This is a genomic window from Streptomyces sp. NPDC002574 (assembly GCF_042889545.1).
Classification (GTDB): domain Bacteria; phylum Actinomycetota; class Actinomycetes; order Streptomycetales; family Streptomycetaceae; genus Actinacidiphila.
The window spans coordinates 279,167-302,491 of the sequence record NZ_JBIARB010000012.1; the positions used below are offsets into that span (position 1 = coordinate 279,167).

16 protein-coding genes are annotated in these 23,325 nt (G+C 73.2%); 10 read left to right on the plus strand and 6 right to left on the minus strand.

What is annotated here, in order from left to right; genetic code table 11:
• Nucleotides 1–49 precede the first annotated feature (49 nt).
• The gene (locus ACFYXS_RS28945) at nt 50–613 is read left to right on the plus strand and encodes a small secreted protein (protein ID WP_389253372.1); all 564 of its coding nucleotides are present in this window, start codon (nt 50–52) and stop codon (nt 611–613) included.
• 46 nt (nt 614–659) lie between these two features.
• Nucleotides 660–2,186, plus strand: coding sequence for a methyltransferase (locus ACFYXS_RS28950; RefSeq protein ID WP_389253374.1), 1,527 nt, complete (start codon nt 660–662; stop codon nt 2,184–2,186).
• A gap of 62 nt (nt 2,187–2,248) precedes the next feature.
• Here the strand turns inward: ACFYXS_RS28950 and ACFYXS_RS28955 are convergent, their stop codons facing one another.
• From ACFYXS_RS28955 to ACFYXS_RS28965, 3 genes are all read right to left on the minus strand, one after another.
• Nucleotides 2,249–2,512, minus strand: a complete 264-nt coding sequence (locus ACFYXS_RS28955; protein WP_389253376.1) for a TM2 domain-containing protein — start codon at nt 2,510–2,512, stop codon at nt 2,249–2,251.
• 153 nt (nt 2,513–2,665) lie between these two features.
• Nucleotides 2,666–3,076 (minus strand): DUF2752 domain-containing protein, encoded by a 411-nt coding sequence (locus ACFYXS_RS28960; RefSeq protein WP_389253378.1) that lies wholly within the window; start codon nt 3,074–3,076, stop codon nt 2,666–2,668.
• Nucleotides 3,077–3,084: 8 nt separating this feature from the next.
• Nucleotides 3,085–3,516 carry an NINE protein gene (locus ACFYXS_RS28965; protein ID WP_389253380.1) on the minus strand — a complete coding sequence of 144 codons (432 nt, stop codon included), beginning with the start codon at nt 3,514–3,516 and terminating at the stop codon, nt 3,085–3,087.
• Nucleotides 3,517–3,772: 256 nt separating this feature from the next.
• On the opposite strand from ACFYXS_RS28965, the gene ACFYXS_RS28970 reads away from it, so the two are divergent.
• From ACFYXS_RS28970 to ACFYXS_RS28990, 5 genes are all read left to right on the plus strand, one after another.
• Nucleotides 3,773–3,973: a hypothetical protein gene (locus tag ACFYXS_RS28970; RefSeq protein WP_389253382.1), complete on the plus strand. Its 201-nt coding sequence runs from the start codon at nt 3,773–3,775 to the stop codon at nt 3,971–3,973.
• 161 nt (nt 3,974–4,134) lie between these two features.
• On the plus strand, nt 4,135–6,981 hold the full coding sequence (gene topA, locus ACFYXS_RS28975; RefSeq protein ID WP_389253384.1) for a type I DNA topoisomerase: 2,847 nt from the start codon (nt 4,135–4,137) through the stop codon (nt 6,979–6,981).
• 113 nt (nt 6,982–7,094) lie between these two features.
• A complete protein-coding gene (gene tmk, locus ACFYXS_RS28980) occupies nt 7,095–10,127 on the plus strand; it encodes a dTMP kinase (protein WP_389253386.1) in 3,033 nt (1,010 codons plus the stop codon).
• Nucleotides 10,128–10,734: 607 nt separating this feature from the next.
• Nucleotides 10,735–13,965, plus strand: a complete 3,231-nt coding sequence (locus ACFYXS_RS28985; RefSeq protein WP_389253388.1) for an ATP-binding protein — start codon at nt 10,735–10,737, stop codon at nt 13,963–13,965.
• 66 nt (nt 13,966–14,031) lie between these two features.
• Nucleotides 14,032–14,730 carry a DsbA family oxidoreductase gene (locus tag ACFYXS_RS28990; RefSeq protein ID WP_389253390.1) on the plus strand — a complete coding sequence of 233 codons (699 nt, stop codon included), beginning with the start codon at nt 14,032–14,034 and terminating at the stop codon, nt 14,728–14,730.
• 19 nt (nt 14,731–14,749) lie between these two features.
• Here ACFYXS_RS28990 and ACFYXS_RS28995 read toward each other — a convergent pair whose 3' ends face one another.
• Together ACFYXS_RS28995 and ACFYXS_RS29000 are read right to left on the minus strand one after the other, a co-directional pair.
• Nucleotides 14,750–16,690, minus strand: a complete 1,941-nt coding sequence (locus tag ACFYXS_RS28995; protein WP_389253392.1) for a sigma-70 family RNA polymerase sigma factor — start codon at nt 16,688–16,690, stop codon at nt 14,750–14,752.
• 112 nt (nt 16,691–16,802) lie between these two features.
• Nucleotides 16,803–17,528, minus strand: a complete 726-nt coding sequence (locus ACFYXS_RS29000; RefSeq protein ID WP_389253394.1) for a TetR/AcrR family transcriptional regulator — start codon at nt 17,526–17,528, stop codon at nt 16,803–16,805.
• Between the two features lie 295 nt (nt 17,529–17,823).
• On the opposite strand from ACFYXS_RS29000, the gene ACFYXS_RS29005 reads away from it, so the two are divergent.
• On the plus strand, nt 17,824–19,203 hold the full coding sequence (locus ACFYXS_RS29005) for an NAD(P)/FAD-dependent oxidoreductase (protein ID WP_389253396.1): 1,380 nt from the start codon (nt 17,824–17,826) through the stop codon (nt 19,201–19,203).
• A 118-nt stretch (nt 19,204–19,321) separates the two neighbouring features.
• Nucleotides 19,322–20,971, plus strand: coding sequence for a SpoIIE family protein phosphatase (locus ACFYXS_RS29010; protein ID WP_389253398.1), 1,650 nt, complete (start codon nt 19,322–19,324; stop codon nt 20,969–20,971).
• A gap of 7 nt (nt 20,972–20,978) precedes the next feature.
• Here ACFYXS_RS29010 and ACFYXS_RS29015 read toward each other — a convergent pair whose 3' ends face one another.
• Complete coding sequence (locus tag ACFYXS_RS29015) at nt 20,979–22,226, minus strand: MFS transporter (RefSeq protein ID WP_389253400.1); 1,248 nt, start codon at nt 22,224–22,226, stop codon at nt 20,979–20,981.
• A 116-nt stretch (nt 22,227–22,342) separates the two neighbouring features.
• Between ACFYXS_RS29015 and ACFYXS_RS29020 the strand changes: the two genes are divergently transcribed.
• Nucleotides 22,343–22,906: a MarR family winged helix-turn-helix transcriptional regulator gene (locus ACFYXS_RS29020; RefSeq protein ID WP_389253402.1), complete on the plus strand. Its 564-nt coding sequence runs from the start codon at nt 22,343–22,345 to the stop codon at nt 22,904–22,906.
• The last annotated feature ends 419 nt before the right edge of the window (nt 22,907–23,325 follow it).

A 23,325-nucleotide genomic window follows, 5' to 3' on the forward strand; every position in this document is an offset into this window, starting at 1 on the left:
GGACCGGATATGGCCCTCGGGCACCGGCCGTGTAGGTTCCGGGGCCGTGATGAAGAAACTCGCGACCGCACTGCCCGCTACGGCTCTCATCCTGGCGACGGGGGCGCTGGCGGGATGCGGGGACAACGGCAACGAAGAGCTCGACAGCTGGGCGAAGACGGTCTGCACCCAGGCCTCCGCCCAGGTGAAGCAGATCAACGACGCGAACACGAAGATCAGCAACACCCCGAGCAACGGCAAGCCGATCGAGGTCAGGCGGGCCGACTCCAGCGCGTTCCAGCAGATCTCGGACGCCTACCGGCAGCTCGCGCAGATCGTGGACAAGGCGGGCGACCCGCCCGTCGACAACGGCGCCCAGCTCAAGAAGGACGCGGTCAGCGACCTCGACTCGCTGTCCACCTCGTACGCGAACCTGCGTCAGCAGATCGACAAGATCCCGGTCAACGACCAGGCGAAGTTCGCCGACGGCCTCAAGGGCGTCTCCGACAACCTCGCCAAGGTCAGCAAGAGCGGTGAGCAGGCCCTCGACACGCTCCGCAAGGGCGAGGTCGGGCAGGCCATGGCGAAGCAGCCCGGCTGCCAGGAGTCCGGCGCCGCCCCGGCGAAGTCCTGAGCGCGCGAGGGCGGGTGACGGACCCGCCGGGGGTGACAATGGCTGCGTGAGTACGCAGCCGCCCCCTCCGCCCCTGCCCGCCCCCGACAGTGCCGACCGGCTCAGGGACGCCCTGCGCGCCGCCGCGTTCACGGCCGACGGCTGCCTGGACCTGCTCGGCGCGACCGCCTACGCGGCCCTGTCGCGGGCCGAGACCGTGCCCGCCCTGCGCGCCACGCGCGGCGGCAGCCCGCTGGAGAGCCTGGTGCGGCTCTTCCTGCTCCAGCAGCCCGTCCCGTACGACCGGCTGCGCGACGTGCTTCCGCTCGACGCCGCCGTCGACGGTGGCTGGCTGGTGCGGGACGGCGACGGGGTGCGGGCCACGGTGGACGTGCGTCCGTACGGGGGTGACGACGGCGAGGACTGGTGGATCGTCTCCGACCTCGGCGGCGCCGTGGGCGGATCGCGCGGTGTGCGCGGCATCGGCACGGCGCCCGGCGTGGACCGGGCGGACCTGGTGCTCGGGGTCGGCGGTGCCTCGACGACCCTGGCCGGGATCACGGTGCGCACGCCCGTGGCGAGCGCCCTCGACCTGGGCTCCGGCTCCGGCATCCAGGCGCTGCACGCCTCCCGGCACGCCACCCGGGTCACCGCGACGGACCTCAACCCGCGCGCCCTGCATTTCACCCGGCTCACGCTCGCCCTGTCCGGGGCCCCCGAGCCCGACGTACGGCAGGGCAGTCTCTTCGAGCCGGTCGGCGATCAGCGCTTCGACCTGATCGTCTCCAACCCGCCGTTCGTCATCTCGCCCGGCGGCCGCTTCACCTACCGCGACGGCGGCATGGCCGGCGACGACCTGTGCCGCACGCTCGTCCAGCAGGCCGGTGACCACCTCACCGAGGGCGGCCGGCTCCAATTGCTCGCCAACTGGGAGCACACCGAGGGCGAGGACTGGCGGGAACGCGTCGCCTCCTGGGTGCCGCGGGGCTGCGACGCGTGGATCGTGCAGCGCGAGGTGCAGGACGCCGCGCAGTACGCCGAGTTGTGGCTGCGCGACGGCGGCGACCACCTGGCCGGCACGGAGGAGTACACGGCCCGCTACGACGCATGGCTGGACGCGTTCGAGCAGCGCAAGACCAAGGGCGTCGGCTTCGGCTGGATCACCGTGCGCAGGACCGGCTCCGAGCGGCCCGTGGTGGTCGCGGAGGAGTGGCCGCACCCCGTGGAGCAGCCGCTCGGCCCCTACATCGACACCTGGTTCCGCCGCCAGGACTTCCTGCGGGACCACGACGACGCGGCCCTGCTGGACGCCCGTTTCCGGCTCGCGGACGAGGTGGTGCAGGAGCAGGTCGGCATGCCCGGCGCCGAGGATCCCGAGCACGTCGTGCTGCGGTCGCAGCGCGGCATGCGCCGGGCGACCCGGGTCGACACCGTGGGAGCGGGCTTCGCGGGTGTCTGCGACGGCACGCTCTCGGCCGGCCGGATCCTGGACGCCATCGCGCAGTTGCTCGGCGAGGACCCGGTGGTGCTGCGGGACCGCACGCCGGAGGCGATCCGGCTGCTGGTGGAGCAGGGCTTCATCGAGCCGGCGTGACAACGCGAACGGCCCGCGTCCGCTGCGGAGAGGCGGACGCGGGCCGGACGGCGGCGAGGTGATCAGCCGCGCAGGACGCGGCCCTTGGCGTCCGTGCGGTCGTTGCTGGTGAAGAAGAGGATCGCGTCGACCAGGGCCCAGATGCCGCAGCCGCCGAGGGTGACGAGCTGGCCGATGGCCATGCCCGTGTGGCCGGTGTAGAAGCGGCCGATGCCCAGACCGCCCAGGAACAGCTGCAGCAGACCGGCGGTCACCTTGGACTTGTCGGACAGCGGCCGACCAGCCTGGTCGTAACCGAACGGGGCGTCAGGGGTGGGCGTAGCCATGGATCGTGCTCCTCATGCCGTGGGACGTACCGGCAGGAGCGCACACACCATCAGATCCGGCCCCCCCGCCGCGGATGGGCCACATCTAAGCATCGAATACGTACATCTGTCCCACGGGTAAACAGACGTCACGAAAATGTGATCATGGCGTTGTCAAACCGCGTTCCGTACGATTCCCCAGGCCAGGGCCGTGGCGAGCACCGCCATCTGGCCGTACTTGTGGAGTTTGGGGTGGTACGCGCGCCCCTTCAGGCCCTCGAACACCCAGCGCCCGTAGAGATAGAGGCCGACGGGGCTCGCCAGGAGCAGCAGGCGGTTGTCGTGGAAGGCCGCCGTGAGGTCCCCGTGCATCAGGTCGTAGACCATGCGCGTCGCCCCGCATGCCGGACAGAGCAGTCCCGTCGCCCAGTTGAGGGGGCAGCGCGGCAGCCAGTGGCCGTGTTCGTGGGGGTCGGTCCCCCACAGGTAGGCGGCGCCGATCGCGCCGGCCACGAGGGACGCCAGCGGGGCCGCGGCCGGTCGCCCGGCCACGGCCCTGAGGCGGTGGTACGTGAGGGAGGTCATCGTCGTCCTCAGCTGCGCAGGAGGCGGCCCTGGGAGTCGGTGCGGTCGTTGCTCGTCAGGAAGAGGATGCCGTCGATCAACGACCAGATGCCGAATCCGCCGCAGGTGAGGAGCTGGGCTATGCCTATGCCGACGTCGCCCACGTAGAAGCGGCCGATGCCCAGACCGCCCAGCAGCAACTGCAGCACGCCGGCGACGACCTTGGACTTGTCCGAGAGCGGGCGGCCGTACGGGTCGTAGCCGTAGGGGGCGTTGGGGTCGCCGGTGTAGCCGCCCTGCTGGGGGTAGCCGTAGCCGCCCTGCGGGTAGGCCCCCTGCTGCGGGTACCCGTACCCGGGCTGCTGCTGGCCGTAGGGTGCGCCGCCGGCCGGCGGCTGCTGCTGCGGGTAGCCGTAACCCTCCTGCTTGGGCGGGCCGTACGGGTTGTTCGGGTCGGACATCTTCGGGTTCCCCCTACGAGAAGACGGTCGGTGATGCCGCCATCTTGTCAGGCGCGTCAAGAAAGTCGGGGCGGGAGCCGGGCACCCACCGGGAGCGCGGGGAGCGCGCGCCGGTGGCCCGGGAGCGAAAGGATCCGGCCAGTTCGCCGGACGCGGTGTTCACCAGGGGTTGGCCCCGTGGACCCCGTGCCGTGCGATTCTCCGGACGATGGCGGGCATCGGGCCGCCGGGCGGACGCGGGGGGCGTGGGGAAGTCATGGACATGGAGACTGTGCCGGGGGCCTTCGCCGGAACGGTGTTCGCGCTCTTCGGCGCCGCCCTTCTGCTCTGGACGGTCACCCGTGCCGTACGCAGCGAGCCGGTGACGCCGGGAAGCGGGACGCTGGGCACGGCCGTGGCCGGTTTTTTCGGGATCGTTTCGCTGCTCGTCGGGGTCTGGCTGTTCCTGACCCTCTGAGCTGGACAAAACGGGCATGACTGGCAGTCCGTGCGGCAGACAGGACGCTTGTCGGGTTACCGTTCGAGTGGCGTTGCGGACTTTTCCCGTTTGACACGGGACCGGGATGTACGGTCACACTCCGCAGCGAGACCACCTTCGACCCGGAGAGAAGAGCGAAGTTGTCCCCGACCCGCGACACCGCAGAGGGCGGCGGCCGCCGACTCGTCATCGTCGAGTCGCCTGCCAAGGCGAAGACGATCAAGGGCTACCTCGGCCCTGGCTATGTCGTCGAGGCCAGCGTCGGGCACATCCGCGACCTCCCGAACGGGGCCGCCGAAGTGCCGGCGGAGTACAAGGGCCAGCCGTGGGCGCGGCTCGGCGTCAACGTCGACAGCGAGTTCCAGCCGATCTACGTCGTCAACGCCGACAAGAAGGCCCAGGTCAAGAAGCTCAAGGACCTGCTGAAGGACTCCGACGAACTCCTGCTCGCCACCGATGAGGACCGCGAGGGCGAGGCCATCGCGTGGCACCTGCAGGAAGTCCTCAAGCCCAAGGTCCCGGTCCGCCGGATGGTCTTCCACGAGATCACCAAGGACGCCATCCAGGAAGCCGTCCGCAATCCGCGCGAGCTGAACCAGACCCTCGTCGACGCCCAGGAGACCCGCCGCATCCTCGACCGCCTCTACGGCTACGAGGTCTCGCCGGTCCTGTGGAAGAAGGTCATGCCGCGCCTGTCGGCCGGCCGTGTCCAGTCCGTCGCCACCCGGCTCGTCGTCCAGCGCGAGCGCGAGCGCATCGCCTTCCGCTCCGCCGAGTACTGGGACCTGTCGGCCACCTTCGCCACCGGCCGGACCGGTGATGCGACCGACCCCGGCACCTTCGGTGCCAAGCTCAGCGCCGTCGACGGCAAGCGCGTCGCCCAGGGCCGCGATTTCGGCTCGACCGGGCGGCTCAAGGAGGGCTCGGGAGTCCTCCACCTGGACGAGGCCGCCGCCCGCGCGCTCGCCGCCGCCCTGGAGGGCGCCGCCTTCTCGGTCCGTTCGGTCGAGTCCAAGCCCTACCGCCGCTCGCCGTACGCGCCCTTCCGCACCACGACCCTGCAGCAGGAGGCCAGCCGCAAGCTCGGCTTCGGCGCCAAGGCCACCATGCAGGTCGCCCAGAAGCTGTACGAGAACGGCTTCATCACCTACATGCGTACGGACTCCACCACGCTGTCGGAGACCGCGATCACCGCCGCCCGCGCCCAGGTCACCCAGCTGTACGGCGCGGACTACCTGCCGGACAAGCCCCGCGTCTACGCGGGCAAGGTCAAGAACGCCCAGGAGGCGCACGAGGCGATCCGCCCCTCGGGTGATCGTTTCCGCACCCCGGCCGAGACCGGCCTGACCGGCGACCAGTACCGCCTGTACGAGCTGATCTGGATGCGCACCGTCGCCTCCCAGATGAAGGACGCGGTCGGCCAGTCCGTGACCGTCAAGGTCGGCGGCCGCTCCAGCGACGGCCGCGACGCCGAGTTCTCCGCGTCCGGCAAGATCATCACCTTCCACGGCTTCATGAAGGCCTACGTCGAGGGCGCCGACGACCCGAACGCCGAGCTCGACAGCAGCGAGCGCCGGCTGCCCGCGGTCACCGAGGGTGACGCGCTCACCGCCCGGGACATCACCGCCGACGGCCACGCGACCAAGCCCCCGGCCCGTTACACCGAGGCCTCGCTGGTCAAGGAGCTGGAAGAGCGCGAGATCGGCCGTCCGTCGACCTACGCCTCGATCATCGGCACCATCCTCGACCGCGGCTATGTGTTCAAGAAGGGCACGGCCCTGGTGCCGTCCTTCCTCTCCTTCGCCGTCGTCGGCCTCCTGGAGAAGCACTTCGGCCGGCTGGTCGACTACGACTTCACCGCCCGGATGGAGGACGACCTCGACCGCATCGCCCGCGGTGAGGCCCAGGCCGTGCCGTGGCTGCGCCGCTTCTACTTCGGTGAGGGCGACGGTCCCGAGGCTGTCGGCGGCGCCGCCGACGCCGGCAACGGCGACGGGGACCACCTCGGCGGCCTGAAGGAACTCGTCGAGGACCTCGGCGCCATCGACGCCCGCGAGGTCTCCTCCTTCCCCGTCGGCAACGGCATCGTGCTGCGCGTCGGCCGCTACGGCCCGTACGTGGAGAAGGCCGCCGAGGTCGAGGGCGAGCCCGGGCAGCGCGCCGACGTCCCCGACGACATGCCGCCGGACGAGCTGACCGTCGAGCTCGCCGAGGAGCTGCTGGCCAAGCCCAGCGGCGACTTCGAGCTGGGCGCCGACCCGGAGACCGGCCGGCAGATCGTCGCCAAGGACGGCCGCTACGGCCCGTACGTCACCGAGATCCTTCCCGAGGGCACCCCGAAGACCGGCAAGAACGCGGTCAAGCCGCGTACCGCCTCCCTCTTCAAGTCGATGTCCCTGGACTCGGTGACGCTGCAGGACGCGCTCAAGCTGATGTCACTGCCGCGCGTCGTCGGCGCCGACGCCGAGGGCGTCGAGATCACCGCGCAGAACGGCAGGTACGGCCCGTACCTGAAGAAGGGCACCGACTCGCGCTCCCTGGAGACCGAGGACCAGCTCTTCACTATCACCCTCGACGAAGCCCTCGCGATCTACGCCCAGCCCAAGGCACGCGGCCGCGCCGCCGCCAAGCCCCCGCTGAAGGAACTGGGCACCGACCCGGTCAGCGAGCGCCCCGTCGTCGTCAAGGACGGCCGCTTCGGCCCGTACGTCACCGACGGCGAGACCAACGCCACGCTGCGCCGTGACGACGACGTCGAGACGATCACTCCCGAGCGCGGTTACGAGCTGCTCGCCGAGAAGCGGGCCAAGGCCCCTGCCAAGAAGACGGCGAAGAAGGCCCCGGCGAAGAAGGCCACCGCGGCGAAGAAGACGACGGCGGCGAAGAAGACCGCCGCAGCGAAGACCACGACGGCCGCGAAGAAGACCGCGGCCAAGAAGACCGCGGCCAAGAAGACGACGGCCGCGGCGAAGAAATCGGCCGAATAGCCCCACGGGAACCGGCGGCCCGCGGAATCCGGCCCGCCGCCGGTTGTCACGGCCTCTCAACGGTCGTGACGGGCGCCCGTCACGACCGTGGCCGCTGCCGATAGGCTGGCGGGATGACGCGATCCGAGCTGCCAACGGACACGTTCGCCGACGACCTCGCGGCCGACTCGCGCGAACGCGCGGTCGGAGCGCTGCTGAAGATCCCGCCACTGCGCAAGCTGTGGGGCGCTCAGCTGACCGGTGCCGTCGCCGACCGTCTCGCCCTGCTGGTGCTGGTGGTGCTGACCGTGCAGGCCTGCGTCGCCGCCCAGACCTTCGGTGACGGGTACCGCGGTGCGGCCTTCGCCGTGGCCGCGGTCTTCGGCGCCCGTCTGCTGGCCACGCTGCTGTTCGGCGCGGTCCTGCTGGGCCCGCTGGGCGGACTCACCGGGCCGCAGGGGCCGCTCGACCGGCGCTGGACCATGATCGGATCCGACGTCCTGCGCGTCGCCCTGCTCATCGTGGCCCCGCTGTGGACCACCTGGGTGCCCGGCAAGGCAGGCGCGTGGCTGCTCGTCACCGTCTTCGTCGCCGGTGTGGCCGAACGCCTGTGGACGGTCGCCAAGGACGGCGCCGCCCCCGCCCTGCTGCCCGCCCCGGCGCCGGGCGCAGGAACGGTACGGCCGCTGCCCGACCACCTCGACGCGCTGCGCCGCCTCGACCTGCGGACCGGCTTCGTCGCCTTCCCGCTGGCCGCCGCGGGCCTCGTCGTCGTCACCCTGGTCGGCAATCTCCTCGCGGTCGGCGTCGACTGGTTCTCCCTGCACCAGGTCGCCCTCGGCTCGTACGTCGCCGCCGGGCTGTTCGCCGCGTCCCTCGCCGTCGTGTACTTCCTGGAGCTGCCCGGCGGCCAGGCCGCCCCGCTCCACTCCCCGCTGCAGGGGTTGCGGCTCGCGGACCGCGGACGCACCGGAGCCATCCCGGTGCTCGTCCTCGGCACCGCCACCGTCGCCGGGGCCGTCGCGGCCGCCGTCGGCCTCGCCGTCCTGCACGCCTCCGACCTCGGCGGCGGGCCGGTCGGCTACGGCCTGCTGGTGCTCGCCCTCACCGCGGGTCCCGTGATCGGCATCCGTGTCGCCCCGCGCATCCTGCCCGGTCTGTCCCGGCGCCGCCTGCTGGCGATCGCCGTCGCCGTCGCGGGCCTCGCGCTGCTGCTGGCCGGCATCGTCCCGGACGCGACGACCGTGCTGCTGCTGGCCCTGCTCGCCGGCCTCGCGGCCGGTGTCGTCGCCAACACCGGCCACACCCTCATCGACCAGGAGACCGAGGAGTCCCGCAGGGCCCGGGCCACCGACCACCTCCACGCCGTCACCCGGCTCCTCATGGCGGTCGGCGTCGTCGGCGCGCCCCTGCTCGCCGCCGGCATCGGCCCGCACCGCGTGGAGGGCGGCCACTTCACGTTCGACCACGGCGGCGCCGCGTACACCCTCATGCTCGTCGGCGCACTGCTGCTGCCCGTCGCCGCCCTCGTCCTCGGCAAGGCCGACGACCGCCAGGGCGTCCCACTGCGCCGTGACCTCCGCGAGGCGCTGCGCGGCGGCGACCCGGCCCAGGCGCCCGCGCCCACCGGCTTCTTCATCGCCGTCGAGGGCGGCGACGGGGCCGGCAAGTCGACCCAGGTCGAGGCGCTCGCCGACTGGATCCGCGCCAAGGGCCACGAGGTCGTCGTCACCCGTGAGCCGGGCGCCACGGCCGTCGGCAAGCGCCTGCGCTCGATCCTGCTGGACGTCTCCAGCGCCGGCCTCTCGCACCGCGCCGAGGCCCTGCTCTACGCCGCCGACCGGGCCGAGCACGTCGACACCGTCGTGCGCCCCGCCCTGGAGCGCGGCGCCGTGGTCGTCTCCGACCGCTACATCGACTCCTCCGTCGCCTACCAGGGCGCCGGCCGCGACCTCGCCCCGACCGAGGTCGCCCGCATCTCGCGCTGGGCGACCGACGGCCTCGTCCCGCACCTCACCGTGCTGCTCGACGTCTCCCCGGAGGCCGCCCGCGAGCGCTTCACCGAGGCGCCCGACCGGCTGGAGTCCGAGCCCGCCGAGTTCCATGAGCGGGTACGCGCCGGATTCCTCACGCTCGCCGCCGCCGACCCGGCCCGCTACCTGGTGATCGACGCCGCGCAGGAGCCCGAGGCCGTCACCACGGTGATACGCCACCGGCTCGACCAGGTCCTCCCCCTGTCGGAGAAGGAGATCGAGGCCCGCGAGAAGGCCCGCGTCGCCGCCGAGGAGGAGGCCCGCCGCCTCGCCGAGGAGGAAGCCGCCCGCAAGGCCGAGGAAGAGCGGCTCGAGCGGGAACGCCAGGCCCAGCTGGACAAGCTCCGCCAGGAAGAGGAGGAGCGCCGCCGCCTCGACGAGGAGACGGCCCGCCGCGAGGCCGAGGAGGCCGCCGCGGAAGCGGCACGCCGCCGCGCGGAGGAGACCCGCCGCCTCGCCGAGGAGGAGCGGGTCCGCCGCGAGGCCGAGGAGCGCGCCCTCCGCGAGGAGCAGGAACGCCGTCGCCGCCAGGCCGACGAGGAGGCCCGGATCCGTGCCGAGGCCGAGGAACGACGCGTCGAGCGCCAGCGCAAGGCCGAGGAGGCCCTGCTTCGGGCCGAGGCGGCGCGGGTCGCGGCCGAGGCGGAGGCCGAGGACGCGACGGTCACGGTCGAGACGCCCAAGCCGGCTGCGCCGGCTGTCCCGCCGACGGCGGCCGCGGACGACGAGACGGCGGTGCTGCCCGCGGTGCCGGCTGCGCCTGCGGCCGCGCCTGCGCCGGCGGCCGAGGAGGAGACGGCGGTGCTGCGGCCGGTCCCCGCGGACCCGGACGTCGCGGAGACCGCCGTCCTGCGGCCCGTCCGCGCGGACGACGAGACGGCGGTCATTCCGCCCGTCCGGCCGGACGAGCGCGTGCCGTCCGACTTCTTCCGTCCGGAGGAGCGGGAGTCCGAGTCGGAGTCCGGAAACGAGCGGACGCGTGAGCTGCCGTCCGTGCCGGAGCCGGAGGCGAAGCCGAAGCGGCCTCGGCCGTCCTGGGCGGAGGAGACGCCGCTCGACGACCTGCCCACGTTGGCGGACGAGCTGCTGGGCCCGCGTAACGACGACGACCCCGACGCGCGGCGGCCCCGGTAGGTTTTTTCCCCGCCCGCCCTCCCGGGTGCCCTGTGAAGTCAGTGACCCCGGCGCGCGTTTCGTGGGGGTGCCGGGTTCGGGGCCTCCGGGGCTGCACGTCCTGGACTGGCATATTTACGCGCCTTTCCAGCACCTGCTCATCCCTTCCCGGCCCGGTGGTGCGCACAAATATGCCGCACCGTCCAGAACATCCACCCCTCCGACCCCGCCCCCTCCGGTGAGCTCATGCGCCTGATCCCCGGTGGGGGGTGAGTGCGGCACCGTACCCGGGCCACCCATTGGCGCGGCGCTGTCCAGGTGCGCAGCCGTCACTGCCAACCACCCCCCTCCGGGGATCAGGCGCTTGGAACTACGGAGGGGGCGGGGGTGCAGGGGTGGGTGTTCTGGACTGTGGAGCATATGTGGGTGCGGCACCCCGAGTGATCAACTCAGGGTGCCCGAGGCACCAAAATGTGCTGTCCAGAATGGCCAGCCCCGGAGGCCCCGACCCCGGCACCCACGTCAACCGGCGCCGGGGCGCCCTGACCTTGCCGGGCACACGGGAGGGCGGGCGGGGGAGAGACCTCACCCCGGGAACGGCGGAGCCAAACGTCGGGAGAATGGCCTCGTGCGGTACCTGATACTCGGCGCCACAGAGGCGCACAGCGCAAGCGGTGCGCCCGTGCCCCTGGGCAGCGGCAAGCGTCTGCGCGCGCTGCTGGCCGCCCTGGCGCTGCGCGCGCCGCACCCCGTGTCGCCGGAGGCGCTGATCGCCGAGGTGTGGGGCGGGGAGGGCGACGACCCTCCCCAGGACGCCGCAGGCGCCCTGCAGGCGCTGGTGTCGCGGCTGCGCCGCGCGCTCGCGGACGGCAAGGAGGCCGTCGCGTCGGGTCCGGGCGGCTACCGCCTGGTGATCGCATCCCCGGACGACGTGGACCTCAATGTGTTCGAGCGTCTGGCCCGCGAGGGGGCCGCCGCCCTGGACGCCGGTGACGCCGAACGCGCCGCGGACATCCTCGGCCGGGCGCTCGCGCTGTGGCGCGGCCCCGCGCTGGCGGATCTGCCGGACCGCGGCGCGGCCGCCGCCCGGTTGGGGGCGCTGCGGCTGACCGCCACGTACCACCGCGTCGAGGCGTACCTGGCGCTGGGCCGCGCGGCGGAGGTGCTGCCGCAGGTGCGGGGTCTGGTGGCGGAGCACCCGCTGCACGAGCCGTTCCGGGCGCAGTGGATCCGCGCGCTGCGCGCGACGGGCCGTTCGGCGGACGCGCTGGGGGCGTACGAGGAGTCCCGGCGCACGCTGGCCGACCGGCTCGGCACCGATCCTGGCCCGGAACTTCGGGCGCTGCACGCGGAGTTGCTGTCCGCGGACGATCCCGAGCCGGCGCCGTCGGCGCCCCCGCCCCGGACGGGGAACCTGCGGGCCCGGCTGACCAGCTTCGTGGGCCGGGAGACGGAACTGGTCGCGCTCCGCAGGACTTTGGCGGACGGCCGGCGACGCCTGGTGACACTGACGGGCCCGGGCGGCTCGGGCAAGACCCGGCTGTCGCAGGAGGCCGCTCAGTCGGCCGAGGCGGCCGACGCCTACCCGGACGGGGTGTGGCTGGCCGAGCTGGCGGCGCTGGACCATCCCGCGGCCGTGCCGGACGCTGTGCTCAGCGCGGTGGGGCGTCGCGACACGGCGGTACTGGCGGCGGCCCGGGAGGTGCGCGGCGTCGCCGACGCCGATCCCACGGCGCGGTTGCTGGAGTTCTGCGCGCAGCGCCGCCTCCTGCTGATCCTGGACAACTGCGAGCACGTCGTCGACGCCGCCGCCGCGCTCGCCGACCGGCTGCTGGCCGCCTGCCCCGGGGTGACGGTGCTGGCCACCAGCCGGGAGCCGCTGGGCCTGCCGGGCGAGGCGGTGCGCCCGGTGGAGCCGTTGCCGTTGCCGACCGCGCGCCGGCTGTTCGTGGAGCGCGCGGCCGCGGTACGTCCCGGGTTCGACGCCTCCCGCGACCGCACGGAGGCGGTGGACGAGATCTGCCGCCGCCTGGACGGCCTGCCGCTGGCGATCGAACTGGCCGCGGCGCGTCTGAGGGTGCTGTCCCCGCGCCAGATCGCCGACCGGCTCGACGACCGCTTCCGGCTGCTGACCGGCGGCAGCCGTACCGCGCTGCCGCGCCAGCAGACCCTGCGGGCCGTCGTCGACTGGAGCTGGGACCTGCTGAGCGGTGCCGAGCGCACCGCGCTGCGACGGCTGAGCGTCTTCGCGGGCGGCTGCACCCTGCCGGCGGCCGAGGCGGTGTGCGGCGAGGACGCGCTGGAGCTGATCGGGCAGCTGGCCGACAAGTCGCTGATCGTGGTGGAGCACGGCGCGGACGAGGTGCGCTACCGGCTCCTGGAGACCATCCATGAGTACGCCGTGGAGCGCGCCGCCGCGGACCCCGAGGACCGGGCGGCCGCCGCCGCCCGGCACACCGTGTACTGGCTGGAGTTCACCGGTACCGCCGACGTCGGCATGCGCGGTCCGGAGCAGCTGGTGTGGGCCTCGCGCGTGGAGGCGGATCTCGACAACGTCCGCGCCGCGCTGGACCGCACGATCGGGGCGGCGGAGTACGACGACGCGATCGCGCTCGTCCTGCACATGGGCTGGTTCTGGTGGCTGCGCAACTACCGTGACGAGGCGACCGCGTGGATCGAGCGGCTCGTCGGGGCCACCGACCTCCCCGAGGACCGGGACGCCCCCGGCTTCTGGCCCCGCATGAACCTGCGGCTGCTGCACCTCTTCGTCGTCAGCGACACCGTCGCGCGCGAGGTGATCCAGGGCCCGGCGATGCTGGAACTCGCATCCCGCGTCATCGCCGCCTACGAGGAGCCGAGCCCGCAATCGGCGCGCTTCCCCGGCATGCTCTGGCCGTTCTCCGACTACATCCTGGGCCGCCACGGCAGGATCAGGGAGCACGCGGACGCCATGGTCGAGAGCTGCCGCCGCTACGGCGGCGACTGGGAGCTGGCGGCCGCGCTGATGTTCCGTACCCACATCACCATCGACCTGCCGGGCGGACTGGCCCGGGCCGACGACGACTGGCCGGAGCTGCTGGAGCTCAGCGAGCGGCTCGGCGACCGCTGGATGCGCGCCCAAGTGTGCGAGGCCGGCGCCGAGATGGCCCTCGCCTACGGGGACTACGAGGCGGCACAGGCGGACCTGGAGGAGGCGCTGCGGTACGGCTCGGAACTCGGTGCCCATGTGGAGGGCATCTTCGTCCGCTCCCGGATGGGTGAACTGGCGTACCGCTCCGGGGACGACGAGCGGGCCGAGAAGCTGCTCGTCCAAGCGGCCGAGGAGGCCGAGCAGTACGGGGTGTGGGACGCCCGCGCCTACATCCGGGTGCTGCTGGCGCAGATCCTGCTGCGGCGCGACGAGGTGGCGCCCGCCCGGGAGTTGAGCGAGCTGGCCCGGGGCGAGGGCAGCATGGGCACCCCGCCGCCGGACTTCGAGCTGCTCTGCGAGAGCCTCGCGGCCCGGATCCTGGCGGCCGAGGGCGATCCGGCGGGCGCCCTGGCCGGGCTGGCGAACGCGGTCCGCGCGGGCGTCGGCGGCTACTGCGCGGAGATCCGGCTCGCGGCCGTGGTCGAGTACGGCGCCGAGGTGCTGCTGGCCCTCGGCGACCCGGCGCGCGCCGCCCTGCTGCACGGCGCGGCGGACGGGCTGCGGTCCGGGCTGCCGCGCCCGGTCCCCGAGGAAGAGGGCGTCCGGGCCGTCGAGGGGGCGGCCCGGGCCGCGCTGGGCGACACCGCCTACGAGGCGGCCCGCGCGCGAGGGAACGGGCTGGGCGGGACGGGAGCGTACGACGTGATGGCGGAGGCGATCGCGGCCTAGCGGGCGGGATTGCGGCGGCCCCGCCGCGCGTTGCATCTTTGAGCTTCAACCGATGATGGAGTGCGCATGAAGGTCGAGATCTACAGCGACATCGCCTGCCCCTGGTGCTACGTGGGCAAGCGCCGTTTCGAGCGTGCGCTCGCCGCGTTCCCGCAGGCCGGGCAGGTCGAGGTGGTCTACCGGCCGTTCCAGCTCTCCCCGGAGAAGGCCGAGACGCCCGAACCGCACCGCGCCTACCTCAGCGAGCGCTTCGGACCGCAGGCGACCGCCATGGACGCCCGGCTGGAGGAGCTCGGCCGCGCCGAGGGCCTGGCCTTCGACTTCGACCGCGCCATCGAGAACAACACCCTCCTCGGCCACCGGCTGCTCCGGCACGCGCTGACCGTCTACGGCCCGGCCGTGCAGGCCGCGCTCAAGGACCGTCTGCTCGTCGCGCACTTCGCCGAGGGCGCCGACGTCGGCGACCGCGAGACCCTGGCGTCGCTGGCCGCGGAGGCCGGGCTGGACCGTGACAAGGCGGCCGCGTTCCTCGCCACCGACGAGGGACGCGAGGAGGTGCTCGCCGAGATCGACGAGGCCCGCGCGATCGGCGTGAACGCCGTCCCCACCTTCGTCTTCGAGGGCAAGTGGGCCGTCCAGGGCGGTCAGGAGACCTCCACCTTCCTGCGCGTCCTGGAGCAGGTGGCGCAGGAGACGGGTACCGCTCCCGTCGCGGGCGACGCCGCCGCGTGCACCGACGACGCCTGCGAGGTGCCGGCCCCGTAGGCCCCTGGGCCGACAGGATCTAGCCGCAGCTGAGGCGGGCGCCCGCCCAGTCGGCGACGTTCGCCAGGTGCAGCCTGCGGCTCGGCTCGACGACCAGGCGGATGGTCTTGGCGCCCGCGATCGGCACGTGGACGGCCACGCCCGGGTCACCGCCGTGGATCACCTCGGAGCGCCACAGCCGTGTGCCGTCGCCGTAGACGGAGAAGCGCGCGGCGCCGAGCCCGAGGGCCAGGTCGTCGATGCCGGCGACCGCGTCGAAGGCACCGCAGGAGCGGTTGAGCACGATCGTCACGGAGGACGGTGCGGCGACGGTGACGCCGCCCGCATAACGGGTGCCGTCGATGGCGAGGCTCCAGCGCTGCCACATCCAGTCGCCGAGCCGGATCACGGGACGGTCCGACGTGCCCGGGCCGCCGTAGCCCAGCCGGTTGAGCGCGAAGACCTGGGGCTCCGGCGGCGGTGTCGGCTCGGCGGTGGGGCTGGGCGTCGGCGAGGGCGGGGGAGTCGGCGGCGGCGTGGGTTCCACGGTCGGGGTGGGGGTCGGCGTCGGCGTGGGTGCCGCCTCGGGGGTGACGCTCGACGCGACCACCGGCTTCGGGGTCGGGAGCGGGGCCTGCTCGTGCGGCGGCCGCGAGGCCGGCGGGGCGGGTGCAGGCGACGCCTTCGAGGGGGCCGGCGTGGGCGCGGGCCGCGGTACCGCCGGGGCGGCCGACGGCTTCCTGTGCGCCTGCGGGTGCGGCCGCGTGTCGTTGCCGGACAGGGCGAGCGCGATGGCCACCCCGGCCGCGGCCACGACCACACCCGTCACGACGGCGATCTTCAACGGCGCGCCGGCACCCTCGGTCACCGCGGCGCCACCGGCGCCCGCGCCGCCTGCCGAGCCTCCGCCCGCGGCACCCGCACCCGCGGCCGCGCCCACGCCCACCGCCGCTCCCGCGGCGGCGGCACCGGCGGCCTTGACGGCGTACGAGGCGGCGAACCACCCGATGACCGCCACCGGCAGCAGGCCCTTGAGCGCCGCGTTCACGTCCGCCAACTCGGCCGCCGCGAGGCGGCACTTGGCGCACTCCTCCAGATGCTTGCGCAGCTCCCGGTCGGCCCGCATCCGCAGGCCGCCGCGGGCGTGCGCGCCCAGCCGGTCGGCGTACTGGGCGCAGGAGCCCTCGGCGGTGAGGGACGCGGAGACGTGCGCCTGCAGATACGCCTGGCGCAGCCCCTCACGCGCCCGGTGGGCCAGCACCGCCGTCGCGTTCGCGGTCAGCCCGAGCAGGGGCGCGACCTGGCTGGGCGACTCCTCCTCGACAGCCGTGTGCCACAGCACCGCCTGCCAGCGCTCCGGCAGCGTGCGGAACGCCTGCAGGGCCAGGGACCGCTCGGCCACCTGCATGGCGCGTACGTCCGCGCCGAGGTCCGTGGTCTCGGCCGCCGTGCCGGATCCGGCCGCCGACACCGCGAACACCGCGAAGTCGTCGACGAGTTGCTCACGCTTGGCGCTGCCCGTCCAGGACGCGGCGACCCGGCGCACCGTGGTCAGCAGGTAGGCGCGCACGGCCGCGTCGGGACCGCTGCCCCCGCGGATCGCCTGCAGTGTGCGGGCGAAGACCTCGCCGGTCAGGTCCTCGGCGGTGTGCGTGTCGCGGCAGCAGCCGCGTGCGTAGCGGCGCACGGCGGCGGCGTGGCGGCGGTACAGCTCCTCGTACGCGCTGTCGTCCCCGCCGCGCACCCGCGCGACGAGGTCGGCGTCGGACACGGGCGCGTCCGCCGCGCTCGGCTCCGCCGCCTTCGCGGAGGGCATCTCCACGGTCGGCCGGTCGTCGGACGGCCGACTGCCCGGGACGGGGGCCTCACGACGTTCGGCCAGCGGCTCCCGCTGGCCCGGCACGCGGCCGGAGGGCTGCTCCTCGCCGGAGTTCGATCCCGCCTCCGGGGCGGGCTCCGGCTCCCCGTTTCCTTCATCCACGGGCGTAAGCGTGGCACAACCGTCGCTTCCGATGACCCGTCAAACATCGGAACCACTCGTCCGGGGAGTTTTCACTCCCCGGACCGCACATGATCACCCGGACGGGGCAGCGCTACGCAGCCGGACGGGACCGCAGGCCGTCCAGCAGGATGTCCAACAGCCGCGCGGAGGCGGCCGCCTGGTGCGCCGGGTCGGGCAGCGAGGGCGCCGCCGTGGCTATCACCAGCAGCACGTCGGCCACGGACACGTCCGCCCGCAGCTCACCGGCCGTACGCGCCCGCTCCACCAGCTGGCCGACGACCTCCAGCAGCGCCGCGACCCCGGCACCGGACGCGGCGTCCTCCGCCGCGCCGCGCTGCTGCGGCACCCGCGTCGCCTCGGCCCCCGCCGGCTGCACCTGCAGCACCTGCGGCGGCAGCAGCCGTCCAGCGCCCGAGGCGACGGACGTACGCAGGAAGCGGGACAGGGCCGACCAGGCCTCGTCCTCCTGGCCGAGCGCGGCGCGCGCCTGCTCGGTCAGCCGCGCCGTCTCCTCCTCGGCGATCCGCCGCACCAGCACGTCCTTGCTCGGGAACCGCCGGTAGACCGTGCCGACGCCCACCCGGGCACGGCGTGCCACGTCCTCCATGGGCGCGCCGTAGCCGAGCTCGCCGAACACCTCGCGCGCGGCCCGCAGCACGTGCTCCAGGTTCCGCTGCGCGTCGACCCGCAGCGGCGACGTGCGGCTGCCGCCTCCCGCGCCCCCTCCTCCACCGATGTGGCCGCCGGGATCGACTGCCCCGCCGGTCACCGACGCCACCGATGCCACGGGCGCCCAATGAGGGTCGTGAATATGCATATGTGTATCCCCCGGAAAATCGCGTCTCCCCCCGGAGACTCCCCACCCCATGAACGCCGGGCCGCTGCGACAGCTCGCCACAGGGACACCCCGACGGGATACGAACATAGTTGAGGGCAGGTCAAGAATGAAGGGGGAACCTACCCACGATCGGAGTACCCGCGCCGCCGGATCCACGCCCACGCACGTCACAGCGGTCAGGAACCCGCCCGTGACCTGCCGGACAACAGGATTCAGCCATTCATTGCCGTACGCCCTGTGGACAAACCCCGAGCGGGCATTGCCTCATGGAACGATGGCAGCACTGAAGGAGCCGTCCGGCGCGGGCCGCGAGTCCGAAATCCCGCGCGTCCTGGTGGTCGGCGGCGGATACGTCGGCATGTACACCGCCCTGCGACTGCAGCGGAAGCTGGGGCGCGACGAGGCGGAGATCGTCGTCGTGGAACCGCAGCCGTACATGACCTACCAGCCCTTCCTCCCCGAGGCGGCGGCGGGCTCCATCTCCCCGCGGCACGTCGTGGTCCCCCTGCGGCGCGTCCTGGACCGCTGCACGCTGGTCATCGGCGAGGCCCGGCGCATCGACCACACCCGGCGGATCGCCGCGGTGGCCACCCTCGCCACCGAGGAGGAAGGTTCCGGCGAGCTCCTGCTGCCGTACGACCACCTGGTCATCGCCCCCGGTTCGGTCTCCCGGACGCTGCCCATTCCCGGTCTCGCCGAGCACGGCATCGGCTTCAAGACCGTCGAGGAGGCCATCGGCCTGCGCAACCATGTCCTGGAGCAGCTCGACATCGCCTCCTCCACCCGGGACGTGGAGGTCCGCGACGCCGCGCTCACCTTCGTCGTCGTCGGCGGGGGCTATGCGGGCGTCGAGGCGCTGGCCGAGCTGGAGGACATGGCCCGGCACGCCGTGCGCTACTACCACAACGTCGAGGCCGACGACCTGAAATGGATCCTCGTCGAGGCCACCGGCCGCATCCTCCCCGAGGTCGGCGAGGAGATGGGCACGTACGCCGTCCGCGAGCTGCGCGGCCGCAACATCGACGTCCGGCTGAACACCCGGCTGGAGTCCTGCGAGAAGCGCGTGGTGGCCCTCGACGACGGCTCACGGCTGCCCGCCCGCACGATCGTGTGGACCGCGGGCGTCAAGCCGCACCCCGTCCTGTCCCGCACCGGCCTGCCGCTGGGCGACCGCGGCCGGGTCCGCTGCGCCGCCACGCTGCGCGTCGACGGCACCGACAACGTCTGGGCCGCGGGCGACGCGGCCGCCGTGCCGGACCTGGCCTCCGACGACCCGGAGGCGCTGTGCGCCCCCAACGCCCAGCACGCCCTGCGCCAGGCCCGCGTGCTGGCCGACAACATCGTCGCGAGCCTGCGCGGCGGGCCCCTGAGCGACTACCGTCACGCCTACGCGGGGTCGGTCGCCTCCCTCGGCCTCCACAAGGGCGTCGCACAGGTCTACGGTCGCAGACTCACGGGCTACCCTGCCTGGTTCATGCACCGCGCGTACCACCTCAGCCGGATGCCCACCTTCAACCGCAAGGCGCGCATCCTGGCCGAATGGACCCTGTCCGGGCTCTTCAAACGGGAGATCATCTCGCTCGGCTCCCTGGAGAACCCGCGCGCGGAGTTCGAGCTCGCGGCGGGCGCCGGCCGCAAACCCGACGCGCCCTGACCGACCAGTGCGGATGCGGTCGCCGATTCCCCCGGAGCGGCGGGTCGGCCACACTGGACCCTGTGACCATGCGTGCGTCAGCACCTGCAAAGAGTGACAAATACGAGGAATCGGACGTTTGAACCTCACGCGCTGGAGCGCCCGGCTCCCCGGAACACAACGTCGCAATGCCCAGGCGGCGGCCGCGAGCACCGAACCCCCCTCCGGCGGGGCGGTCCCCGCGGCGCGCGGCCAGGACGGCGACCACGCCGACGCGCCGGCGCACACCCTCGACTCGCTCCCCGTGCGGGAGGTGCTGTCCCGGCTCCCCGCGCTCATCGCGGTCACGCACGGCTCCGCCCACCGCCTCGGCTACGTCAACGAGGCGTACGCGGAGGTCTTCGGCCCCCGCACCCCGGGCGAGCCCGCGCGCGAGGCCCTGCCCGAGCTCGCGGAACTCGGCCTGCTCCCCCTCATGGACCAGGTGTTCCGCAGCGGCAAGCCCCGCACCGTGAAGGCCCGCAAGGTCGCCACCGCCACCCGGCAGGGGTACTTCACGATCACGTGCAGCCCCGTTCCGGTGCAGGACGGCGGCGACACCGGGGGCGTCCTGGTCTTCGCCTCCGACGTCACCGACCAGGTGCAGGCCGCCGAGCGCCTGCGCGAGAGCGAGCGCCGCCTGCACGCGACCGCCGTCACCCTCCAGCGCAGCCTGCTCCCCCAGGAGCTGGAACAGCCCGACGACCTGCGCGTCGCCGCGACCTACCAGCCCGGCGGCACCGACGCCGCCGTCGGCGGCGACTGGTACGACGTGATCACTCTCGGTGCCGGCCGCACCGCCCTGGTTATCGGCGATGTCATGGGCCGCGGCGTGCGCGCCGCCGCCGTCATGGGCCAGCTGCGCACCGCGGTCCGCGCCTACGCCCGCCTCGACCTGCCCCCGCACGAGGTGATCCAGCTCCTCGACGGCCTCGCCGCCGAGATCGACGCCATGCAGATCGCCACCTGCGTCTACGCCGTGCACGACCCGAGCGAGAGCCGGCTGTCGTACGCCTCCGCCGGCCACCTGCCGATCGTGGTCCGCGACGCCGACGGCACCGTGCACCGCGCCGACGAGCCCACCGGGCCCCCGCTCGGCACCGGCGGCTGGGTCCACACCTCGGGCACCGTGCCACTGGGCCCCGGCGCCACCGCCGTCCTCTACACCGACGGCCTCATCGAACGCCGCGGCGAGGACATCGACGAGGGCGTCTCCGCCCTCATGAACACCCTCGCCGGCGCCACCGGCAGCCCGCAGGTCATCTGCGACCGCCTGCTCCGCGCGCTCGGCGTCACCTCCGAGCACGCCGACGACGTGGCCGTCCTCGTCATGCAGTACCCGCAGCGCGAGGGCACCGACTCCGAGCTCTTCCGCAACGCGTCGCTGGAACTCCTCGGCGGAGTCGAGGCGGCCCCCCGCGCCCGCGCCTTCGCGCAGGGCGTCCTGACCTCGTGGCGCTTCCCCGTCGAACTCGTCGACCTCGGGGTGCTCGCCGCGAGCGAGCTGGTCGCCAACTCCCTGCAGCACGGGGTTCCGCCCATGCGGCTGCGGCTGCGCCGCACCGACCGCCGGCTGATCATCGAGGTCACCGACGGCGACGACCACCTGCCGCGCCGCCGCCGCGCCGAACCGGTCGACGAGGCGGGCCGCGGCATCTCGATCATCGCCACCATCGCCTCCGCCTGGGGCTCCCGGCGCACGCCGGGCGGCGGCAAGGCGGTGTGGTGCGAGTTCGCGCTCCCCACCTGAGTGCGGACTACGCCGCCAGCACCGGCTCCGTCAGCGGCGCGTCCTGGTGGACCGTCAGCCGGCGACCCAGGCGCAGCGACAGCACGGTGACCCCCAGCGAGCACGCGACCAGCATCACGATGTACTGCGGGTACATCCCCGCACCGGCCATGAGCCCGCCCACCGCGGGCCCCACGGCCATCGCGAGCTGCTTCACCAGCGCGAAGGCGGAGTTGTACTGGCCGACCATGCGCTCCGGGGCCATGTCCGCCACCAGCGGGGCGACGGCCGGCGACAGCATCGCCTCGCCGAGCCCGAACAGCGCGTACGTGGAGATGAGCATCGCCATCGCGATCCCGTGCGCGTCGCCCACGAGCCCGGACAGCCCCGCGACCACCCACGCCACGGCCCACAGCACACCCACCGCCGCGATGACCCGGCTGCGGCGGCGCCGCTCCACCGGCCGCAGGATGAGGAACTGCGCGACCACGATGGCCGCCGTGTTCGCCGCCAGCGCGATGCCCAGCGTCGACGGGGACACCTTCGTCACCTCGACCGCGTAGGCCGACAGGCCCGACTCGAACTGCCCGTAGCAGGCGAAGAACAGCACCCCGCCCAGTACGCACAACTGGATCATCGCCCGGTCCCGGAGCAGCGCCCGCCACCCGCTCGCCGCGCGCTCCGTCGGCGCCGCCTCCATCCGGGACGTCCTCGGCAGCCGCACGGAGGCCACCACCGCGGCCAGCACGACGAACATCGTGGCCTCGACGGAGAACAGCAGCGTGAAGGAGCCCGGGCGCGCGGTGTCGACCAGCAGCCCGCCGAACAGACCTCCGATGCCGAGCCCCAGGTTGCTCAGGAAGAACTGCGTCGCGAACGCCCGCGAGCGTGTCGCCGGGGTGGAGCACCACACGATGAGTGTCGCCAGCGCGGGCTGCATCACGGCGATGCCGGCGCCCATCACCACGGAGGCCGCGATCACCAGCGGCGCGCTCGTCGCCAGGCCGAAGCCCAGCGCGCCCACCGCGGATGCCATCGCCCCGGCCAGCAGTACGGGCAGCGGGCCGTTCCGGTCGATCGTGCGCCCGGTGAAGGGCAGCACGACGAGGGCGGCCACGGCGAACGCCGACAGCACGACACCCGCGGTCCCCGCCCCCAGGCCGCGTACCTGCGACACGTAGACGAACAGGAACGGCACGGTGAACCCGTTGCCGAACGCGCTCAGCGCGTTGCCCAGCTGGATCCGGCGCAGCGCGGCGCCCATCGCGGTGGTCACACTCACCCCTTAGGTCAGAAGTCCTCGAATGCTAAGACTTCAACAGTAAAGTTCGAAGTTGAACAGTACACAACGGAAGTCTTTAGGGCCAATGAGTTCCATGGCACACTCGTGCCATGACGAGCGCAGGCGACGGCCAGTCCAACTCCCCTCAGGAGCTGGACCTCGATGAGCAGATCGCGATCTACCAACGCGAGTTCCCCGAGGTGGACCCTCAGGTCGAGAAGATCGTCACGGCGCTCGGCCGGCTGAACCGGCGCCTCCATGTGGGCTACAGCCGCCACCTGTCCGCCGTCGGCATCACCGCTGCCGAATGGGAGGTCCTCAAGGCCCTCGTCGTGGTGGGCCGGCCCTACCGCCTCGGGCCCGGCGACCTCGCCAAGCGACTCGGCCTCACCCCCGCCGCGATGACCCATCGCATCGACCGGATGGTCTCCGAGGGCCTGGTCACCCGTGAACGGGACGAGTCCAACCGGGTGCGCGTCATCGTGGAGCTCACCGACGACGGTCGCGGCAAGTGGCTGGAGACCATGCGGATGGCCGCCGCCTTCGAGGGCGACCTCCTCCAGGACCTCGAGCCGGACGAACGCTCCGTCCTCGGCGACCTGTTGACCCGCCTCCTGCGCCGCGTCGAGGCCGACCAGCCCGACGCCGGCGGCAGGCTCAAGGACCTCGACTGAGCCGGTTTGACACCCGCATCGCCGATCCGTAGTGTTCTCCGGGTTGCCCGCCGGTGAACAGTTCGTCTGTACCGGTTCCCGGGCGGCCATCCCGAAGCAAGCTTCCGAACGAACGACGAGCAGTCGTTTAGTTTTCGCGCGCGGTTTCGGAATGAGGATCGGCGGAATTGCTCGATTGGCATCGAGCGCCACTGATCCGCTAACGTTCAACTCGTTGGAACGGCCCAACAGCCGGGAAGACAAACCCCGCTGACTGGGGATCGGGCCGGAAACGGTCTGATAGAGTCGGAAAAGCCGGAAAGCGAAAGCCGGACGGCACACCCGCTCCAGAGGGTGGCAGAGAAGGAAATCGGATCTGCTAAGCTGGGGACAACGAAGGGAAAGCCCGGAGGGGCCGGTGAAACGGTCTCGAAGGAAGC

Bases quoted from the DNA above. Each gene is read 5' to 3' on its own strand.
- ACFYXS_RS28945 (WP_389253372.1), top strand. From the start codon at position 50: ATGAAGAAACTCGCGACCGCACTGCCCGCTACGGCTCTCATCCTGGCG.
- ACFYXS_RS28955 (WP_389253376.1), bottom strand. From the start codon at position 2,512: ATGGCTACGCCCACCCCTGACGCCCCGTTCGGTTACGACCAGGCTGGT.
- ACFYXS_RS28960 (WP_389253378.1), bottom strand. From the start codon at position 3,076: ATGACCTCCCTCACGTACCACCGCCTCAGGGCCGTGGCCGGGCGACCG.
- ACFYXS_RS28965 (WP_389253380.1), bottom strand. From the start codon at position 3,516: ATGTCCGACCCGAACAACCCGTACGGCCCGCCCAAGCAGGAGGGTTAC.
- ACFYXS_RS28970 (WP_389253382.1), top strand. From the start codon at position 3,773: ATGGACATGGAGACTGTGCCGGGGGCCTTCGCCGGAACGGTGTTCGCG.
- tmk (WP_389253386.1), top strand. From the start codon at position 7,095: ATGACGCGATCCGAGCTGCCAACGGACACGTTCGCCGACGACCTCGCG.
- ACFYXS_RS28990 (WP_389253390.1), top strand. From the start codon at position 14,032: ATGAAGGTCGAGATCTACAGCGACATCGCCTGCCCCTGGTGCTACGTG.
- ACFYXS_RS29000 (WP_389253394.1), bottom strand. From the start codon at position 17,528: ATGCATATTCACGACCCTCATTGGGCGCCCGTGGCATCGGTGGCGTCG.
- ACFYXS_RS29005 (WP_389253396.1), top strand. From the start codon at position 17,824: ATGGCAGCACTGAAGGAGCCGTCCGGCGCGGGCCGCGAGTCCGAAATC.
- ACFYXS_RS29020 (WP_389253402.1), top strand. From the start codon at position 22,343: ATGACGAGCGCAGGCGACGGCCAGTCCAACTCCCCTCAGGAGCTGGAC.